General features: G+C 55.1%; 11 protein-coding genes and 1 riboswitch. Of the genes, 9 read left to right on the top strand and 2 right to left on the bottom strand.

Translation table 11 applies throughout. From position 1 onward, the window contains the following. Nucleotides 1-156: 156 nt before the first annotated feature. From MKX70_RS00930 to MKX70_RS00920, 3 genes are all read left to right on the top strand, one after another. The gene (locus MKX70_RS00930) at nt 157-1,419 is read left to right on the top strand and encodes a hypothetical protein (RefSeq protein WP_042232790.1); all 1,263 of its coding nucleotides are present in this window, start codon (nt 157-159) and stop codon (nt 1,417-1,419) included. Continuing rightward, nucleotides 1,416-4,649, top strand: a complete 3,234-nt coding sequence (locus MKX70_RS00925) for a GAP1-N2 domain-containing protein (protein WP_340839364.1) — start codon at nt 1,416-1,418, stop codon at nt 4,647-4,649. The genes MKX70_RS00930 and MKX70_RS00925 overlap by 4 nt, the downstream gene beginning before the upstream one ends. Before the next feature lie 516 nt (nt 4,650-5,165). Then, nucleotides 5,166-5,354: riboswitch (cobalamin riboswitch) on the top strand. Between the two features lie 193 nt (nt 5,355-5,547). Next, nucleotides 5,548-7,728, top strand: a complete 2,181-nt coding sequence (locus MKX70_RS00920) for an S-layer homology domain-containing protein (RefSeq protein WP_340839363.1) — start codon at nt 5,548-5,550, stop codon at nt 7,726-7,728. 158 nt (nt 7,729-7,886) lie between these two features. Here MKX70_RS00920 and MKX70_RS00915 read toward each other — a convergent pair whose 3' ends face one another. Continuing rightward, nucleotides 7,887-8,075: a hypothetical protein gene (locus MKX70_RS00915; protein WP_340839362.1), complete on the bottom strand. Its 189-nt coding sequence runs from the start codon at nt 8,073-8,075 to the stop codon at nt 7,887-7,889. Between the two features lie 619 nt (nt 8,076-8,694). Here MKX70_RS00915 and MKX70_RS00910 point away from each other — a divergent pair. The 6 genes from MKX70_RS00910 (at nt 8,695) to MKX70_RS00885 (ending at nt 16,268) form a co-directional block, all read left to right on the top strand. Continuing rightward, nucleotides 8,695-9,591 carry a DUF4430 domain-containing protein gene (locus MKX70_RS00910; protein ID WP_340839361.1) on the top strand — a complete coding sequence of 299 codons (897 nt, stop codon included), beginning with the start codon at nt 8,695-8,697 and terminating at the stop codon, nt 9,589-9,591. Then, nucleotides 9,588-10,532 (top strand): energy-coupling factor transporter transmembrane component T, encoded by a 945-nt coding sequence (locus tag MKX70_RS00905; RefSeq protein WP_340839360.1) that lies wholly within the window; start codon nt 9,588-9,590, stop codon nt 10,530-10,532. Before MKX70_RS00910 ends, MKX70_RS00905 begins: the two co-directional genes overlap by 4 nt. Next, nucleotides 10,448-12,340, top strand: a complete 1,893-nt coding sequence (locus MKX70_RS00900; RefSeq protein WP_340839359.1) for an ABC transporter ATP-binding protein — start codon at nt 10,448-10,450, stop codon at nt 12,338-12,340. Before MKX70_RS00905 ends, MKX70_RS00900 begins: the two co-directional genes overlap by 85 nt. Further along, nucleotides 12,313-12,999, top strand: coding sequence for an ECF transporter S component (locus tag MKX70_RS00895; protein ID WP_340839358.1), 687 nt, complete (start codon nt 12,313-12,315; stop codon nt 12,997-12,999). Before MKX70_RS00900 ends, MKX70_RS00895 begins: the two co-directional genes overlap by 28 nt. 143 nt (nt 13,000-13,142) lie before the next feature. Next, complete coding sequence (locus MKX70_RS00890; RefSeq protein ID WP_340839357.1) at nt 13,143-14,852, top strand: methyl-accepting chemotaxis protein; 1,710 nt, start codon at nt 13,143-13,145, stop codon at nt 14,850-14,852. A 270-nt stretch (nt 14,853-15,122) separates the two neighbouring features. Next, complete coding sequence (locus MKX70_RS00885) at nt 15,123-16,268, top strand: TolB family protein (RefSeq protein ID WP_340839356.1); 1,146 nt, start codon at nt 15,123-15,125, stop codon at nt 16,266-16,268. A gap of 198 nt (nt 16,269-16,466) precedes the next feature. Here MKX70_RS00885 and qoxD read toward each other — a convergent pair whose 3' ends face one another. Continuing rightward, the gene (qoxD, locus tag MKX70_RS00880; RefSeq protein WP_039302907.1) at nt 16,467-16,760 is read right to left on the bottom strand and encodes a cytochrome aa3 quinol oxidase subunit IV; all 294 of its coding nucleotides are present in this window, start codon (nt 16,758-16,760) and stop codon (nt 16,467-16,469) included.

Below are 16,760 nucleotides of genomic sequence, written 5' to 3'. Positions count from 1 at the left end.
GGCAAAACTTTAGGCTTAAACTTTCGAAGCCAGTTTTGTCAGCTGCTCATTCGCCTGAGCTCCTGCATCCAAACTTGGAGATTATGCTTTCGTAGCCAGTTTTGTCAGCCGCTCATTTACCTGAGCTGCCGGCCAAAACGTTGAGGAGGAAGAGAAATGTCTTTTTTTAGCCGCTTCATGAAGAAGAATCAGCCCCCGGCAAGGCCGCTGTATTATGATATCGTCTGCCCTTACTGCTTCTCGAGGTTCGAGCCGGAGGAAGTGGTATTCCGGGCCATGCACAGCCGTGAGGATGACGAGAATTATGCGCTGGGCGAAGATGATCTGCTGAATAAGTACCGTGAGCGCTTCGGCCTGGATACGGTAGACGATATGGAAGCGATTCTGAATCCGGCGGATATTCCGGAGGAGTATCATCATTATACGGACCATGTGCTGACCGGCATCACCGACCGCTATGGCGTGCTGACCCGCAGACGGCTATGTCCGTCCTGCCATAATGAGCTGCCTGTAACTGCCGGCAAGGTGCCGAGCAATATTATCTCGATTATCGGCGCTTCCCAGGTCGGGAAGTCGGTGTATATGACCTCGCTGATTCACACGCTGCAGCATACGACTGCGGGGCATTTTGACGCCGCCTGTATGCCGCTGAATGCCGAGATCAGCCGCAAATTCCGCACACTATACGAAGAGCCGCTGTTCGAGCGGGGAGATCTGCTCGCTTCTACCCAGAAGGAGAAGATGCAGGAGCCGTTCATTTTCCAGTTCGTATTCAAGGATGAATCCAAGCCTCCACTGACGCTGGTGTTCTTCGATGTTGCCGGTGAAGGGATGGTCGATCAGGACTATCTGGGCTTGCACGGCCAGCATATCAAGAACTCCGCAGGCATTCTGTTCATGGTCGATCCGCTGCAGATCCGCTCCATCCGCGAGAAAATCCGCATCAACTTCGGTGACCGTCCGGGCGAGTGGGTGTCGCAGTACGATGAGCCGCGCGATGTGGTGCTGACCATGTTCGGCGACTTCATCGCTTATCAGGAGAAGAGCAAGACCAATATTCCAACGGCCATTGTACTGGCCAAAAGCGACATGCTGCACTCACTCAAGGATGAAGACGGCGATTACATCAAGTCCAACAGCAACGTGTTCAATAACTATGTGCACCGCAACACGCTGAATCTGGACGAGTTCCACAACATTGACGGTGAAATCCGCCGCTTTATCGAGAAGGTCGACCGACCGTTCAAGGACACGATGGATGTGTACTTTGCCAACACCGGTTACTTCGCGGTATCTGCGCTGGGCAGCAATCCGGTCAATCAAAGGATAGAGGGTGTGGTCAGCCCGATCCGTGTGGACGAGCCGTTTATCTGGCTGCTGCACAAGCTGAACTATATTGAGGGGAGCGACGGGCCGTGAACAGATTTTCAGGGTCCATGATCACCCAGCAGATGTATACGCGCGAGCGCCGCGGCGTTTACCGGGCGACAGAGGGATTCGATACGGTAGCGAAATCGGAGAGTCTCGACAATAATTTTGTCAAAAAAATACTGCATCCCTTCTGCCTCTACGATGCTCCGGCCGAGCTCGCGGCACGGGGTGAGAAGGATGAGGAGCTGTACCCTGCCGCGCTGCATCTGTTCCATACGGAGAGCAATGAGACAGTGATTGGCCTGAGCCGCTATTTGGCGGCGGATTTCACGGGGCAGCGGAGCGCTTTTTTTGCCCATAATTTCGTGGTTCCGCCTATCCGCTCGGAGGAGATTGTGGAGGGGTACGGGGAATGGCTGCATGCCGGCTTCGCCCGGAGTTATGAAGGAGAGCCGGGCGGGACCTTGCCTGAGCTGGCAGATATCCCGGTGGAGCCGCGTGAAGGGGCAGCTGACCCGCTGGCTGTGCTCGGCAGTCTCGGTTTCACAGAACAGCTGTTCAAAGCCCTGCTGCAGGCGGTCATGCTGTCTGTAGCCGGCAAGAAGAAGATTTATGTGGCGCTGGATGTACCGATCAGTGAGTTGTCGCAGCGTGCGGTGGAGCTGACGGAGGTTCTCTATGCTGCATTGCCGCATGACTTCCGCCGCAGGCTGGGAGTGATCACTTATGCCAAAGAGCCGCAGAGCCGCAAATATATTCACCTGACCTTCGTAGAGAAGGGCTCGCTGCGCCCGGGGGACCGGAGTATTGAGAAGGATTATATTTTTGATCTGGCAGGCGCGCGGATTCTGAATGCAGATTTCGGGGAGTCCCGGCAGATGTATGCAGACCTGGCCTGGAAGACGCTGGGGCAAAAGGGCGGGAGTCTCAGAGACTTCGCCAGATTCGCCGACTCCCTGCTGCTTGGTGAGAGTGTGGACCGCAAGCTGTCGCTGGCACTCTACAATGAGCTGGCTGTCTTTTATGAGATTGAGCAAGGCGATGAAGATTTATATACAGGGAACAAGAATGCTGTGCTCGGCGGCCTGCTGTCCTATCTGAAGCCGGAGGGGGCGCTGGAATCCCGGGTGCGTCTGAATGATATGTTCCTGGAGCGGTTCGACCGGGAGTATGATCTGATCCGCAAAAAAGGGGTACCGGCGCCGGAGATTCTGGAGTGGTTCAAGGAGTATTATGCACTGCCTGGCCATAATTACCGGGTCAAAATTGTGGATTACTTCATCAACGGGATGCTGAACTGCCAGTCGGCGGGACGTGAGGATGCGCTTGCTGCCGCTTACGGTATTATTGAGGGCAACGATGAGCTTAGTGCGGCCTTCTTCAAAAGAGTGCTGGCCCAGCCTATATTCCGCAAAGCGCTGCTGGAGCCTTATATGGAATCCCGGCTGGCTGACGCGCCGAAATCGGCGGATATCCTGCGGTTCGTGGCGCATTGGGGCCGTTTCCTTCCGGAGGCGCTTCAGCAGGCTTTCGTGCGCGATACCGTCAAGGAGTATCTGCTGGAGAAGCTGCAGCGGGACAATGATCCGGTGGCGGCGGTGGCATCGGTTCATGAGTCGGTGCAGAAGGCGGAGAAAGAACGCCGCAGAGGCGGCGGTGTGCATCCTGAAGCGCTGTCACTGCTGCAGGATCTGGGAACCGTTGCCGACCGCTTCCTGCTGAACCGGATCTCGCTGGACGAGCTGACGATGGAGCAGCTGCTGGAGATTTCCTTCCTGCGCTACCGGGATACGGCGGACTGGCAGCCGCCGCTGGATGCAATCGCTAAGCGTAAAGCGAATGCGCTGCGCGCTGCCTACCGCTGGTTCGGGGAGGAGAAGCCGGACGAGGAGATCTTTGCCGGGCTGTCTCCCCGGGAGCTGGATGATGTACAGCTGCTCGGAGGACGCTGGCTGAAGGAGTCGCGGAGCATCGAGCCGTTCGAACGGCTGCCGCTGGCCTTCTACCACAGCAGTGAACGTGAGGGCGGTCCGCTTGATTACGATGCGCTGCTGGAGCTGGTGGCGCGCAAAGCGGGCAATGATAAGGAAACGGTCTACCGTTTCCTGGCCTGGTCGCAGCATAACCGGCTGTTCACCATCTCGAGCAAGAAGCTGTGGCCGAATTACCGGCGGGCGGTGCTGAAGTATTTCCTGAAGAACGACCGCGAGGCGTTCAAGAACCGCGATTTCCGCAAAAGCTATAGCTCGGCCGCAACGCCCGCCATGCAGAATGTCTACAATGAAGCCCGCTCCCAGCTGGCTTCGCCGCTGGCGCGGTGGGTCAGCCGCAGCCGATTTCAGATCCTGATCTCCGGCAGCGTGCTTGGGATCGTACTGATCATCGCCATCATCGCCATCAGTTGGCTGCGGCCGGATGCGGATACCGCTGCACCGCAGCCGACGGTGAGCCCGGTTCGGGGCGATATCAAGAATTCGGATGGGCAAGTTCAAGCCCCTGTCTCTGTACGGCTGGTTGGCAGCGGAGTGGCAGGTGCCGGGACGGGCACTGGGGCCGAAAACGGTAGAACAGAAGGTACCGGGAACGCTGGCGGGGGTGAAGGCGGCGGAACGGAAGGCGCCGGGAACGCAGGCGGGGGTGAAAGCGGCGGAACGGAAGGCACTGGGAATGCTGGCGGGGATGCAAGCAGCGACGAAGCAGGCGTCAAGCTGGTGTTCAGCTTTGCCGCTGTGGCGGACTGCTCCGCCTTCAACCCGGCGGAGATCATTGTGATGTCCGGTAATAACGTTGCGGACACTTACAAGGTTGTAGCAACTGCGAGCAGTTGCCTGGCCGCCGGAGTTGACGGCGGCTCTGATGAGGGAGCCGTGGGGACTGACGGCGGCGGAGATGGGGCCGCTGGAAATAGCGGCGGTACTGGTGAAGCAGGCGCAGGGAATGACGGCGGCACGAGTGGAAATGCCGCCGCTGGGAATAGCGGCGGCACTGGTGAGGCAGGCGCCGGGGTTGACGGCGGCGCGAACGGGGAAGCAGCCGAGGCCTCCCCGGCAGCGGGTGCATCGGGCGCAGGAATCCCTGCGCGCGTATATGAAGTGACGGTGGAGCTGGAGCCTGGCGCGAAGCTGGCCGCGGATGATATGATCACCGCCGGAATCTATACGCTGAAGCTACAGGCTAGTCCGGGGAGCATTCCGGGAAGTACCCCGAGCACTACTCCGGAGACTACACCCGGCACCGACCCCACTCCTTCCGCCAGCCCGGACACGGATGCGGAATGATTGAGTGAGAGCCTGAATTGGCGAAGCCGGATGTAAGAGAAGTCCGGCATTTCATCAACGGTGCTGCCGCCAAAGTTGGCAGAGGGGTCATTGTATTTTATACACTCAAATCCGGAATAATCAGCCCTATTATGCGTTCTATTGTATTTGATGCATTAGATTCCGGATTTCTGAGCCTATCAGGGGTATATTCCACAATCAATTGTATGAAATACAGCAGAATGCCTTATCGCCGTCTTTTATTCCCATTCTGTTGTACATAATACAATCAACAAGCTTCTGGCTCTTGCCGGAAGCGGAAGAATCACTATTTAAGTCCTGAACAGCACGATATGCCGGGAGAATGCGGCAAGTGTTGTTCAGGCTTTTTTGTGTGGAAGGGGCAGGGTCTGCCTATAATTGAAGCAGCTTGTCTATAGACATACAGGGGAATAGTAGATATGATTGTTTGAGAATATTAAAATTTAATAAGCTTTGGAAAAAGGTGCGGATTTCCGTAGAAATAGGCGCTGTCATGCAACAGATAGCCATGCCGGTTCTACGAGAGTAATCTGCTTAAAAGGGAAGGCCGGTGTAAGTCCGGTGCGGTCCCGCCACTGTAAATGCGGAGCGACTCCTGAGAAGCCACTGTCTGATGATCGGATGGGAAGGCGGGGGAAGCAATGATGCGTAAGCCAGGAGACCTGCCTTTTTCGTTGTTGTTTCTATTCTTCGGGGGTAAGAATGCGGAACAGGTGCAAATATAAGCAGGGGCTGTGTGTAGGGAATCCTCATTTCAGCCGCATGTATTATATCCTTCCCCGGCCGCCCTGTACAGGGCGGTCTTTATGTTGCACCCGCATCAGCGGAGGACGCAGGATTCATCTATACCATTCTATTCACAGAAAGAGGTCAAGCAATGAAGAACAATCTATCATCTAAGTTTATCCGGCTGGGTCTGATCGTTGTCATGATGTTCGCGGTTCTGGGGGCATCCGTGGCTCCGGCAGGACAGGCTTTTGCCCAGAGTGATACCGCATCAGCCCAGTTAAGCTTGAATGCCGCGAATACAGCCTCAGCTCAACCGGCAGGCACAGCAGTTAATGTAGCTGAGGCAGTCTATGCCACTTCGGAGTTTGTGCTGAAGGCCGGAGTCCAGTCCGACTGGCAGGCCATCGGCCTTGCGCAGGCGGGCTACAAGGTTCCGGATAGTTATTTAAAGGCGCTTGAGAGTAAAGTAGCCGCAGCCAAGGGTGTTTACGCCAGAGCTACGGAATATGCGCGGATTACGCTTGCGGTAAGGGCGCTTGGCGGGAATCCGGCAGATGTCGCCGGCTACAACCTGATTGAGAAGCTCTACAATAACGATAAAATTACCGGCCAGACGCTGAACAACGCAGCCTACGTACTGCTGGCGCTTGATTCCGGAACTTATACTATGCCTGACAATGCCAAATGGACGCCGGCGAAACTGCTGGCTGAGATCCTGTCCAAACAGAATACTGACGGAGGCTTCACCCTGACTACGGGGGCTAGTGATCCGGACATGACAGCGATGGTGCTTACGGTGCTGGCAGGACATAAGGATGATCCGGCAGCCAATACCGCGGGTCAGCGGGCGGCAGCCTGGCTGGCGACTGCACAGGACAAGAACGGCGGCTATGGTGACAGTAGCGAGAGTGTCGCTCAAGCCATTATTGGACTGTCTTCCTTTGGGATTGACCCGGCAGGAGCGGAGTATACCGCAAACAATGTGAACCTTGTCAGTAAGCTCCTTAGCTTCAGTGCAGCAGGCGGCGGGTTCGCTCATACAGCGGGCGGAAGCTACAATCAGCTCTCGACAGAGCAGGCGCTGGAAGCATTGGTAGCTTACAAGCTTTTCAGCACAGGCAGCAAGCTCTATGATCTTAGCAATTCACCTGTGAAAAGTCCTCAGGTTAGTGTGTCTGTTGCCATTGAGGGCCCTAATGGAACCCTGGCAGAAGGCACTGTATATGCTGGAAATGTACTTCAAGCCCTGGAGAAGGCAGCGGCGGCGAAGAAGGTGGCCCTGGTCAATGAAGCGGGTAATTATGTGACGGGAATTGGCGGCGTGACTGCAGGTGCTTTTGGCGGCTATGACGGATGGATGTATGTTGTAGCGCGTGGTGGAGCATGGATTTATCCAAGTGTAGGCATGGGTGATTTCCTTCTTGCGGAGAATGACCGCGTGCTTGTCTATTATGGCGGGGATAACACACAGGTGGTAGAGTCCGTGACGGTCTCCCCTGCACAGCCGCAGCCTGGACAAGATATTACTGTAAAAGTAACTCAAAAGCAGTGGGTATGGAATGAAGCGACCTTCACTTCCGACCCGGTATCCTCAGCAGCCGCAGGGGTTCAGGTATCTATCAGCGGTAAAACTGCTGTTACGGATGCTGCGGGTTCAGCTGTTGTTGCCGGCGGCCTGCCAGCGAATAAATATACAATTACCGTTACCGGATATCTCAAGGACAGCACACCTGCGGTAGTCCGCTATTCGCAGCCGCTGACCGTGGCTTCTGCTGCGGCTAACCGTGTTGCTTTTACCGATGTGAAGTCAATCTCGCCTTGGGCGCTGGAGTCCGTGTATACGGCCTATGACCGCAAGCTGATGGACGGCGTCAGTGAGAGCAGCCTCGTGTTCGCACCGAAGCAGAATATTACCCGCGCTGAATTTGCGGCACTGCTGCTGAGATTGACTGGAAATGAGCCGTCTGCGGCATCGTCAACCCAGAGTTTCAGTGATGTTAAGGCGGATGCGTGGTATTATGGAGCAGTGAACAAAGCGAAGGAACTGGGAATGGTCAGCGGAGTAACAGGCACAGACTTCAAACCGGACGGCCCCGTTACCCGCCAGGATATGGCTGTAATGATCGTGAGAGCCTTGAAGCTGGACGAAGCTTCGGCAGCAGCCGGAACCGGGAAATTCACTGATGAAGACCAGATCAGCGCCTATGCATTAACGGCGGTACGTACTGTAACCGGACTTGGAATTATGAGCGGTACCGGCGGCGAATTCGCTCCTGCCACTGCTGTAACCAGAGAAATGGCCGCTGCTGTAGCGGTTAGATTGCCTTAGGTGAGCTTTGAAGGATGATGGGTTACACCAGCTATTCTCCTTATAGACGCATCTTCAGATATGCCTTGATCCTGCGCACATGTAGAGAAAAATGCTATATATGCTGAACTTAAGCTATGAATATAATGCTTAGTCTTCACCACAGTTTAATTTGATTTTCAAGGCTGCTGGCGCAAGAATTTCACGATTTCAACCCGCTTTTGAGGTGTGAGTTCGATTGCCTGTTGGAAATCATGCCCATAATACAACATTTCCATCACGATCCCGGCTATATTCGAAAATTGTTCTACGAAAGGCAGCATTCCTCTTCCGACAAGGGGTGTAGCGGGATAATTCTTGTATTTCATACAATAATCTGCCCGAACCCTTTAGGGATTAGGAAGCTAAGTTGTATTATCTGCAAGATTTTGCATGAAGCAGTCTAAAGCGAAAGTGCGGGCGGGATATACAAGTGGATAAATGCCACTTAATTCCCGGTGAATCTCCCGATATGGCGGCGTAGTTGGAAAAACAACACTTAATCTCGCTTGAATTAGTGAATGACCCGGCTAGGGGCAGAATTAAGTGCCATTAATCCAACTAGAATCGGCAGTGAAGTCCGTATAGCATAAATAAGTGCCGAAAATCCAGTTACTGTTCCGGTGTTGGGATATTTTGCGGAGTTTCGCTAGGGAAGGCGAGGCTACTGCAGCTAGTTAATTAAGCTAGAGCAAATGATGCTGATGAAGCTACAGCAGGTGAAACTGAGAGTATGGTGCCAGCCAGTATTCAAAGAGGTTGATTGCTGATAGAGAAGCTCCTGCAGGTTGCGGGACGGATGCTCAGCGGCCAAGGGGCTGGCTGACGGTGCTTTGCTCAGGATTAGTTTGTTTCATGTCACACTAAGAAATCATAAGGTGTTTGAACGGAACGGGGAACAGGCTGACTGCCCCCGTTCTTTTCCCTTTTGTGGAGGTGCTCGAGGAAATGTTCAGTCTATTGAAATCAAGAAGGTCGAGGCTCTATCCGCTGCTCCTGCTCCTGCTTGTCCTGCTGCTCGCCGGCTGCTCCAAGGCGCAGCCGGATTACGCAGGCGGCGGGCCTGTGCCGCCCGCCAGTTCCCAGGCCGCGCAGACGCCGCGGCCTGAGGGCACTGCCATACCCTCCGCCCCGGCGGACGGCATGGCAGCTTCCAGCTCCGGCGCAGCGCCAGCCGGAGCCGCCCCCGGCGTAACGGAGCAAGCTCCCGTTACGCAAGCCCCGGTGCCGGCTGCAACCGCGCCGGCGCCCGGCCACACCGGTGCCGCCGCGCCAGCCCCGGCGGCCACGGGCAGTGCCGCCGCACAATCCCCGGCGGCCACCAGCAAGCCAGCCGCGCCAGCCCCGGCGGCCACCGCCAAGCCAGCCGTGCCAGCCCCGGCGGCTACCAGCAAGCCAGCCGCGCCAGCCCCGGCGGCTACCGCCAAGCCAGCCGCGCCAGCCCCGGCGGCTACCGCCAAGCCAGCCGCGCCAGCTTCAGCTGCTACCGCCACGCCGGTGAATACGGTGACTCTCTCCATTACTGGAGATGAGGAGCACGGCGTTATTCTGGCCCCGGCGGCTTATGAAATAGAGAAGAATGAGACTGCGCTGGAGCTGCTGCGGCGGATTACCCGCCAGCACAAGATCCAGATGGAATATCAGGGCAGCAAAACCTTTGCCTATGTGGAGGGTATTGATAATCTGTACGAATATGATCACGGGGCAGAGAGCGGCTGGATGTATAAGGTGAACGGAGAATTTCCGTCCAAGGCTTCCGGCAGCTGGGTTATGAAGCCCGGAGATACGGTTGAGTGGCTGTATACGCTTGATCTTGGCAAGGATATCGGGGCAGCGGCGCCATGAACAGCGGCTTCGGGTCCATGCATCCTGCTGTAGCCCTGCTGTATTATGCCGGGCTGCTGCTGTTCGCCCTGCTGGGGCTTCATCCGTTGTTTCTGGTCACGGAAATAGCAGGTCTGCTGGCGTTGCTGCTGCTGCAGGGCCAGGGGAAGGCGCTGCTGCGCGGTCTGCCTTTTATGCTCCTGATGGCGGTATCGGTTGCAGTGCTGAATCCGCTGTTCTCGCACAGGGGGGCGCATATCCTTTTGTACTGGCTGGACCAGCCGATTACGCTGGAGGCTGTGCTGTACGGACTTATAATGATGACCGTACTGCTGACAATCTTCATCTGGTTCATTTCATACAATTACACGGTAACGACAGATAAATTCATGTACCTGTTCGCCGCAGCTGCGCCCAGAACGGCATTACTTACACTGATGGCGCTCCGGTTCGTCCCCTTATTCCAGCGGCGGCTGCGCCAGATTACCCTGATCCAGCGCCTGCGCGGGGTGGATGTCCGCACAGGAAGCCTGCGCAAGCGGATGCAAGACGGCATGACGCTGCTGAAGGTGCTGCTCACCTGGTCGCTGGAGGAAGCGCTGCAGACCGGAGATTCCATGACGGCCCGCGGCTACGGGGTTGCCAAACGCAGCACGTACAGTATATACAAGCCGGATCGGCAGGATAAGCTGCTTCTGCTGGTACTGACAGTCAGTGGAATGATTGTACTGTTCTTGTGGCTGCAGGGCTACGGTACGCTGGAGATTTATCCCCGGATGAGGAGTATGGATTTGAGCTGGCAGGATGCCGTGATGTACGGCAGCTTCTGTTTGTTCGTCCTGCTCCCTGCAGGTCTTGAAGGAAAGGAGAAATGGTTATGGAGATCCTCAAAGCGGAACAAGTATCCTTCCGCTATCCTGAAGAAGACAGAGACTCGCTCCATGAGCTCTCGTTCACTATAGAAGAAGGCGAATTCGTAGTGCTCTGCGGTCCGTCAGGCGGCGGCAAAACGACACTGCTGCGCCATCTGAAACGCGAGCTTGCCCCGGTAGGCATGTTCAGCGGAAGCCTGACATTTAAAGGGCAGCCCCTGCCCGATCTTCCGGCAGCCGTTGCCGCAGGGGAGATCGGAATGGTCTTCCAGAACCCGGATGCGCAGATCGTGATGGATACCGTCTGGCATGAGCTGGCCTTCTCTATGGAGAATCTGGGGATACCGCCTGTAGTGATGCGTACCCGGCTGGCTGAGATCTGTGGATTATTCGGGCTGGAGCCGCTGCTCTACCAATCCGTGCATGAGCTGTCCGGCGGGCAAAAGCAGCTGCTCAATCTGGCCTCGGTGCTGCTGCTTCAGCCCAAGGTGCTGCTGCTGGATGAGCCGACCTCACAGCTTGACCCTGTAGCTGCCCGGGAATTCATTATGGCGCTGCAGCGGCTGAACGAGGAAATGTCAGTGACGGTAATCATCAGCGAACACCGGCTGGAGGAGGTGCTGCCGTTGGCCGACCGTGTGCTGATGCTGGAGGGCGGCAGGCTGGTGGCAGATGCAGGTCCGCGTGCTTTCGCCCAGCTTGCCGGAGGTGCGGAATTCGCCTCGCGTCAGGCTTATCTGCCGGCAGCTTCGCGGCTATATCTGGCGCTGTCAACGGAAGCGGAGACAGCCGCGCCGGAGAATATCCCGCTGACTGTGCGCGAGGGCAAACGCTGGCTGTATTCTCTGACTGCTGGAGCGGGAGTGAATGCCGCTAATCCCAGCGTAAATACAGCGGCTATAGCTGCACCAGGAGTATCCGGTACAGTCGCCGGTGACATTGTGCCTGCTTATTCCGGCGCAGACCCCGCTGTACACTCTTCAGGACCATCTGTTAACGTCTCCCGCGAACGGTCTACACTAGCTCCGGATACTGGCACTCCCTACAATTCAGCCGCTGCTCCCGTTACTTATCCACCTGGAGCCTTCGGCCCGGGCGGGCCGGATTCACCCGTGAACCTTCCTGCATCCTCCGCAGAAATTCTGCTCAGCTGCCGGGAGCTTACCTTCCGCTACGACAAGGAAGGCCGGGAGGTGCTGAGGAAGCTCTCACTAACGCTGAAGCGGGGAGAGCTTCTGGCGGTTATGGGCGGGAACGGTGCCGGGAAGTCGACCCTGCTGCATGTACTGAGCGGCCTGATGAAGCCGCAGCGCGGCAAGGCCGAGCTGTCCAAGGGGAGTACAACCGGGCTTCTGGCCCAGAATCCGCTGCTCTATTTCAGCTATGATACTGTGGCCGAGGAACTGCAGCATATGGCGCAGTATGCCGGGGTATCCCTGGAAGAAGCCGGGCGGGAAATAGATGCCCTGCTGGAAGTCTTCCGGCTCCGCGAGGTACTGCAGAGCCATCCGCATGATCTCAGCGGCGGGCAGCAGCAGCAGACCGCGCTTGCTATGATGATGCTGCTGAAGCCGGATATCCTGCTGCTGGATGAGCCGACTAAAGGGCTTGACCCGGCAGCCAAAGACAGGCTGGCTGCTCTGCTCCAGCAACTGCGCGGGCAGGGGGCCAGTATTCTGATCGTAACGCATGATGTGGAGTTTGCCGCTAAATATGCTTCCCGCTGTGCGCTGCTGTTTGACGGCAGCATAACAGCGGAAGGGGCGCCGGCAGAGTTCTTCAGCAGTAATTACTTCTATACTACGACAGTCAACCGTATGGTCCGGGACTTACTGCCGCAGGCATTGACGATAGAGGATGTGATTCAAACATGGTCCGGTTCCGCGCACCCCTGCTGATTGCTCTGGGATTATTTGTGGCTGGCCTTGCGCTAACAGCGGCGCTGAAAGACCATCATTATATGCTGCTCAGCCTGGTGCTGCTGCTGGCGGCGCTGCTGCCGATGTTTCTCCGTCTGGAGCGCCGCCAGCTGGCATCCCGAGAACTGGTACTGCTGGCCGTATTATCTGCTATTGCTGCGGTCAGCCGGATTCCTTTTGCCGCATTGCCAAGTGTCAAGCCCGTGTCTGCCGTTGTCATTCTGTCCGCTTATGTCTTCGGGGCAGAGGCAGGGTTCGTCATCGGTGCAGTGGCGGCGCTGGTCTCGAATATCTACTTCGGCCAGGGCCCCTGGACACCATGGCAGATGTTCGCCTGGGGGATGACCGGACTTACGGCGGGCTGGCTGCGCAATACCTGGTGGATGAAGAACCGGACCGGGCTGCTGATCTTCGGTTTTATCTGGGGATTCCTGTTCGGCTGGATTATGAATCTCTGGGTTATTCTCAGTCTTCCGGATGCGTTCAGCTGGGGGCTTGTGGCAGCGACCTATGGAGCCAGCTTTTATTTTGACCTGGCCCATGCTATATCCAATGTCTTCTTTCTGGCTATTCTGGCTGGAGGATGGACTAAAGTGCTGAAGAGATTTCGCAAGAAGTATGGACTGCTTCAAGAGTGAAAAGATGTTTATAGGTCTTTGTTCATATAAAACGATAATATTTTTCATTTTTCGACATTTTTTTCAGCGTATTATCAACATTTTGGCCTAATTCTCCGATAAATACAGTACAGCAAGATATCGAGAAGGCGGGATTATAAGAAATGAGACATCTGAAGATTAAGCATAAAATGACTTTGCTGATTGCAGTGATTGTAGTGTTACTTATAGGCATTGGGACGACAGGCATTATGACCACCAGCAGGATGGCGGACAGGTCCCGGGAGACCTACGAACAGAATTTGCTGCCGATTTATCTCATTACCGAGATCCGCGGGAATAACCGGGCAATCGAATCTTTTCTGCTGGAGGATCTCATTACCAGGGATGCTGCCAAGAGTCAGGAGCTTAAGGCGGCTATTGAAACGAATATCACTACGAACAATGAACTTATAGAACAGCTCAAGACGGTTGAGTTCAGCAATGACAAAATCGCGGCTAATATCAACGAATATCTGCTTCTCCTGCCGGACTACCGCTCCCAGCGTGATAATATCATCCATCTTGCCGATAATAGTCTGAATGATGAAGGTTATCAGGTTTTCTCGGGTGGAGCATTCAGTGAATCGCGCCGGACGATGGTTAAACTGCTGGAGGATACTGCAGCTCTGTTTGTAGAGGATGCATCCGCGCATAATGAGGACACTGTAGCAAGTGCCAAGAGCTCCATCACTTTAAGCGGCATTCTGATTACCGTTGCCTGGGTTCTGAGTATTGTGATCAGCATCATGATTACCCGGTTGATTACGAAACCGCTTAAGGAACTGCAGCAGCTGATGAAGCGCGCAGAGGGTGGGGATTTGACTGCCGCTGCCTCCTATCAGTCGAAGGATGAAATCGGCCAGATTAACATTTCGTTTAATACAATGCTGGAAGGTCTCCAGAATATGATGCGCGGAGTTTCCGAGAGTGCCGAGATTCTGTCGGCTTCCTCAGAGGAGATGAGCGCCAGTGCAGAACAGACGGCGCATGCATCCCAGATGATCGCCGAGACCTCAAGTGAAATCGCTGCCGGATTCGATGTGCAGGCCGAGAGCATCGCACGTACCGCCCGGTCTGTCCGGACGATGACGTATGATATTACCGAGGCCCGGCACAGCGGCAATGAAATGAACGGTCTGATGCAACAGGCTGCCTTATCAACGGACCGGGGTGCCGAAGCGGTTGAACGGATTCTGACCCAAATGCGGGAGATTGACTCCAGTGTATCGGCAAGCCAGAGTATTGTCGGAAGTCTGGGCAGTCTGTCCGAAGAGATTAACACGATCATCACAACCATTAATGACATTGCTACCCAGACTAATCTGCTGTCACTGAATGCCTCTATTGAAGCGGCCAGAGCGGGAGAACATGGGCGGGGCTTTGCTGTGGTTGCGGGTGAAATCCGCAAGCTTGCAGAAGCTACCGGAAGAAGCTCGCTGCAGATTACGGAGATTATTACCCATATCCGCAAGCAGACTGAAAGTGCAGTGGAATCCATGGAGCTGGGCTCCGGGATTGTCTCCCATGGCGTAGCGCAGAGCGAAGTGGTCTCCGCCGCATTTACTGAGATACAGACCTCTATTCAAGCAGCCAGCGAGCAGATGGAATTGATTACGGAGGTTATCGGACATGTCGCCCAGGAATCGGAGGGCGTAACCCAGGCGATGGCCCAGGTGGATGAAATCTCGCGTAAAGGCGCCGGTGATATTCAGGATACAAGCGCAGCGAGTGAGCAGCAGCTAACCGCTATGGGGGAGATGTCTTCCTCTGCCCAGTACCTCGCCACATTGGCCGAGGATCTGCAGAAGCATCTGGCCCGGTTCAAGCTATAGGAAGTACTGAAGCCTTGTTCGGCAAATGATAGCAGAGAGTTTCCTGTTATCTGCAGCTGAACAAGGCTTTTTTTGAATGATTAAGGTCATCCGGCCTTACAACAGCAAGCAGTTTCCTGCAACATACGGCTTACTGCTCGCGTCTTAAATGTTACTGGGAGAGTAGCTCCGGGGTATTGCTAAGGAAAAGGATGGGCGCCTTGAGCGCGATTCTACAATTCCAGGTTCATTCCGGGTTATAAACCTGAATTCAAGGAGGCGATTCACAGGATGAGAACCCCGAAATTCAAACTGGCCCTAGTTCCGGTATTCATGAGTACACTTATTGCCTGCAGTGCAGGGCAGGACGGAAATAACACCGTTGTCCAAGAGCCGGGGAACAGCGCGGCGGGCGCGGGCACACCAACCGAACCTGCCCCAACGGCTGAACCCGTCAAATCTGCCGAACCACCCCGGGAAGCTGCCGGGCCTGGGGTAACGGCGGGGGAGATCGGGCATTATGAGAATATAGTAATTTCTGACTGGATGGATGAAGATACGGTTGTAGTGTCTAAGGAGAACGACAAGTTTGGCACAATGAGTCTGGTGGAGCTGGCTGGGGCTTTGCCCAAAAGCCTGTATTTCTACCACCTGGATACCAAGGAATACGAATTGATCAAGGAACAGGAAAATGTGTTTCTGGGTGACGCTGCCTTGTCGTCCGATAACAGGTATCTGCTATACAGCGAATTCTCCTTAGGTGATCCTTCCTACCATGTGATGGATTTAGGTTCCAAGAAAACATTCAGCATCACAGGCGGTGATATTGCAGGAGCTAAGAGCGCCCGGTGGGCTGAAGATGATACCGTTATAGGAGCTGCATACAGCGGCGGTGCCTTTACAGCAAATACTTCCGGCAAGATCGCTGCTGTGGAGGGACTAGGCGGCGAAGGCCTGATTGTTGTCCGGCAAATCCAAGATAAGATTTATTACACTACCAATAGCAATGAATCCTTGAAAACGCTGGATCTGAATACAAAGCAAAAGGCGGATCTGAAAATTGGCCGTATCGGCAACGTAATCCCTTCACCGGAAGGAGATCAATTGCTGATCCTGCAATATCAGGAATCTGGCCAAACGCTTCTCCTCACTGATACAGACGGGGGGAATCAGAAAATAATCGTGGAAGGCGCGGAGCTTGGCGGTATCTCCTGGTCGCCGGACCAGCGGATGATTGCCTACAGCATGTCAGCTGACGGGAACGGTACGGCCTCTGCTGCTCTCTATGTCTATGACCTGGAATCAGGTAAGCCTGCCAAGGTTGCAGACGATACAGGGAACCTGACGACCTCCTGGAGCCCTTCGGGCAAGCAACTGGCATATACCGAGTGGAGCGGGGATGAGAGCAGCAGCAGTGTGGTTCAGTTGAAGTATTAGATATTTTTAGCTTTCGGACTTGAAGGGACAATACAAGATGGAAGTGACGGTGGGGAAGTTCAAACCTTCACCGCAGTTACGACCCCATCAATATTGATTCATGTATTGCACCAAAAAAGCGGCCCGTCCCGGAACATACCGGAGACGGACCGCTTTTATTATGCTGCGTGGAAGGGGCGTTCCCGCCCCTCATAAAGTTTAAGAGTACCAGCCCCACACGAAGATGAACAGGGTTCCGAAGATGGTAACCAGACCCACGAACAGTGCATAGGCGATGTTGATGTACAGCTCTTTCTTGGAGTCGGCCGATTCCCCGATGTGCATGAATACAAACAGCTGCAGAGAGGCCTGGATAAGCGCTGTAATCAGCAGCACGGCCATATTGGCCCCGGAGGAGAGATCTCCGTAGATGACAATCAGCGCAGCGGCAGAAAGGACCAGAGAGGCCAGATAACCCATCACATGGCGAATTGGGAACAGTTGCTTCATCAT

The organism is Paenibacillus sp. FSL R7-0312 (genome assembly GCF_038004445.1).
Lineage (GTDB): Bacteria > Bacillota > Bacilli > Paenibacillales > Paenibacillaceae > Paenibacillus_AQ.
The sequence above is the reverse complement of the archived record's forward strand: the minus strand, read 5'-3'. Positions and strand labels throughout refer to the sequence as shown.

Excerpts from the sequence above, each read along its gene's own strand:
- MKX70_RS00930 (WP_042232790.1), top strand. The coding sequence starts at position 157 with ATGTCTTTTTTTAGCCGCTTCATGAAGAAGAATCAGCCCCCGGCAAGG.
- MKX70_RS00920 (WP_340839363.1), top strand. The coding sequence starts at position 5,548 with ATGAAGAACAATCTATCATCTAAGTTTATCCGGCTGGGTCTGATCGTT.
- MKX70_RS00915 (WP_340839362.1), bottom strand. The coding sequence starts at position 8,075 with ATGAAATACAAGAATTATCCCGCTACACCCCTTGTCGGAAGAGGAATG.
- MKX70_RS00910 (WP_340839361.1), top strand. The coding sequence starts at position 8,695 with ATGTTCAGTCTATTGAAATCAAGAAGGTCGAGGCTCTATCCGCTGCTC.
- MKX70_RS00905 (WP_340839360.1), top strand. The coding sequence starts at position 9,588 with ATGAACAGCGGCTTCGGGTCCATGCATCCTGCTGTAGCCCTGCTGTAT.
- MKX70_RS00900 (WP_340839359.1), top strand. The coding sequence starts at position 10,448 with ATGGAGATCCTCAAAGCGGAACAAGTATCCTTCCGCTATCCTGAAGAA.
- MKX70_RS00895 (WP_340839358.1), top strand. The coding sequence starts at position 12,313 with ATGGTCCGGTTCCGCGCACCCCTGCTGATTGCTCTGGGATTATTTGTG.
- MKX70_RS00890 (WP_340839357.1), top strand. The coding sequence starts at position 13,143 with ATGAGACATCTGAAGATTAAGCATAAAATGACTTTGCTGATTGCAGTG.
- MKX70_RS00885 (WP_340839356.1), top strand. The coding sequence starts at position 15,123 with ATGAGAACCCCGAAATTCAAACTGGCCCTAGTTCCGGTATTCATGAGT.
- qoxD (WP_039302907.1), bottom strand. The coding sequence starts at position 16,760 with ATGATGAAGCAACTGTTCCCAATTCGCCATGTGATGGGTTATCTGGCC.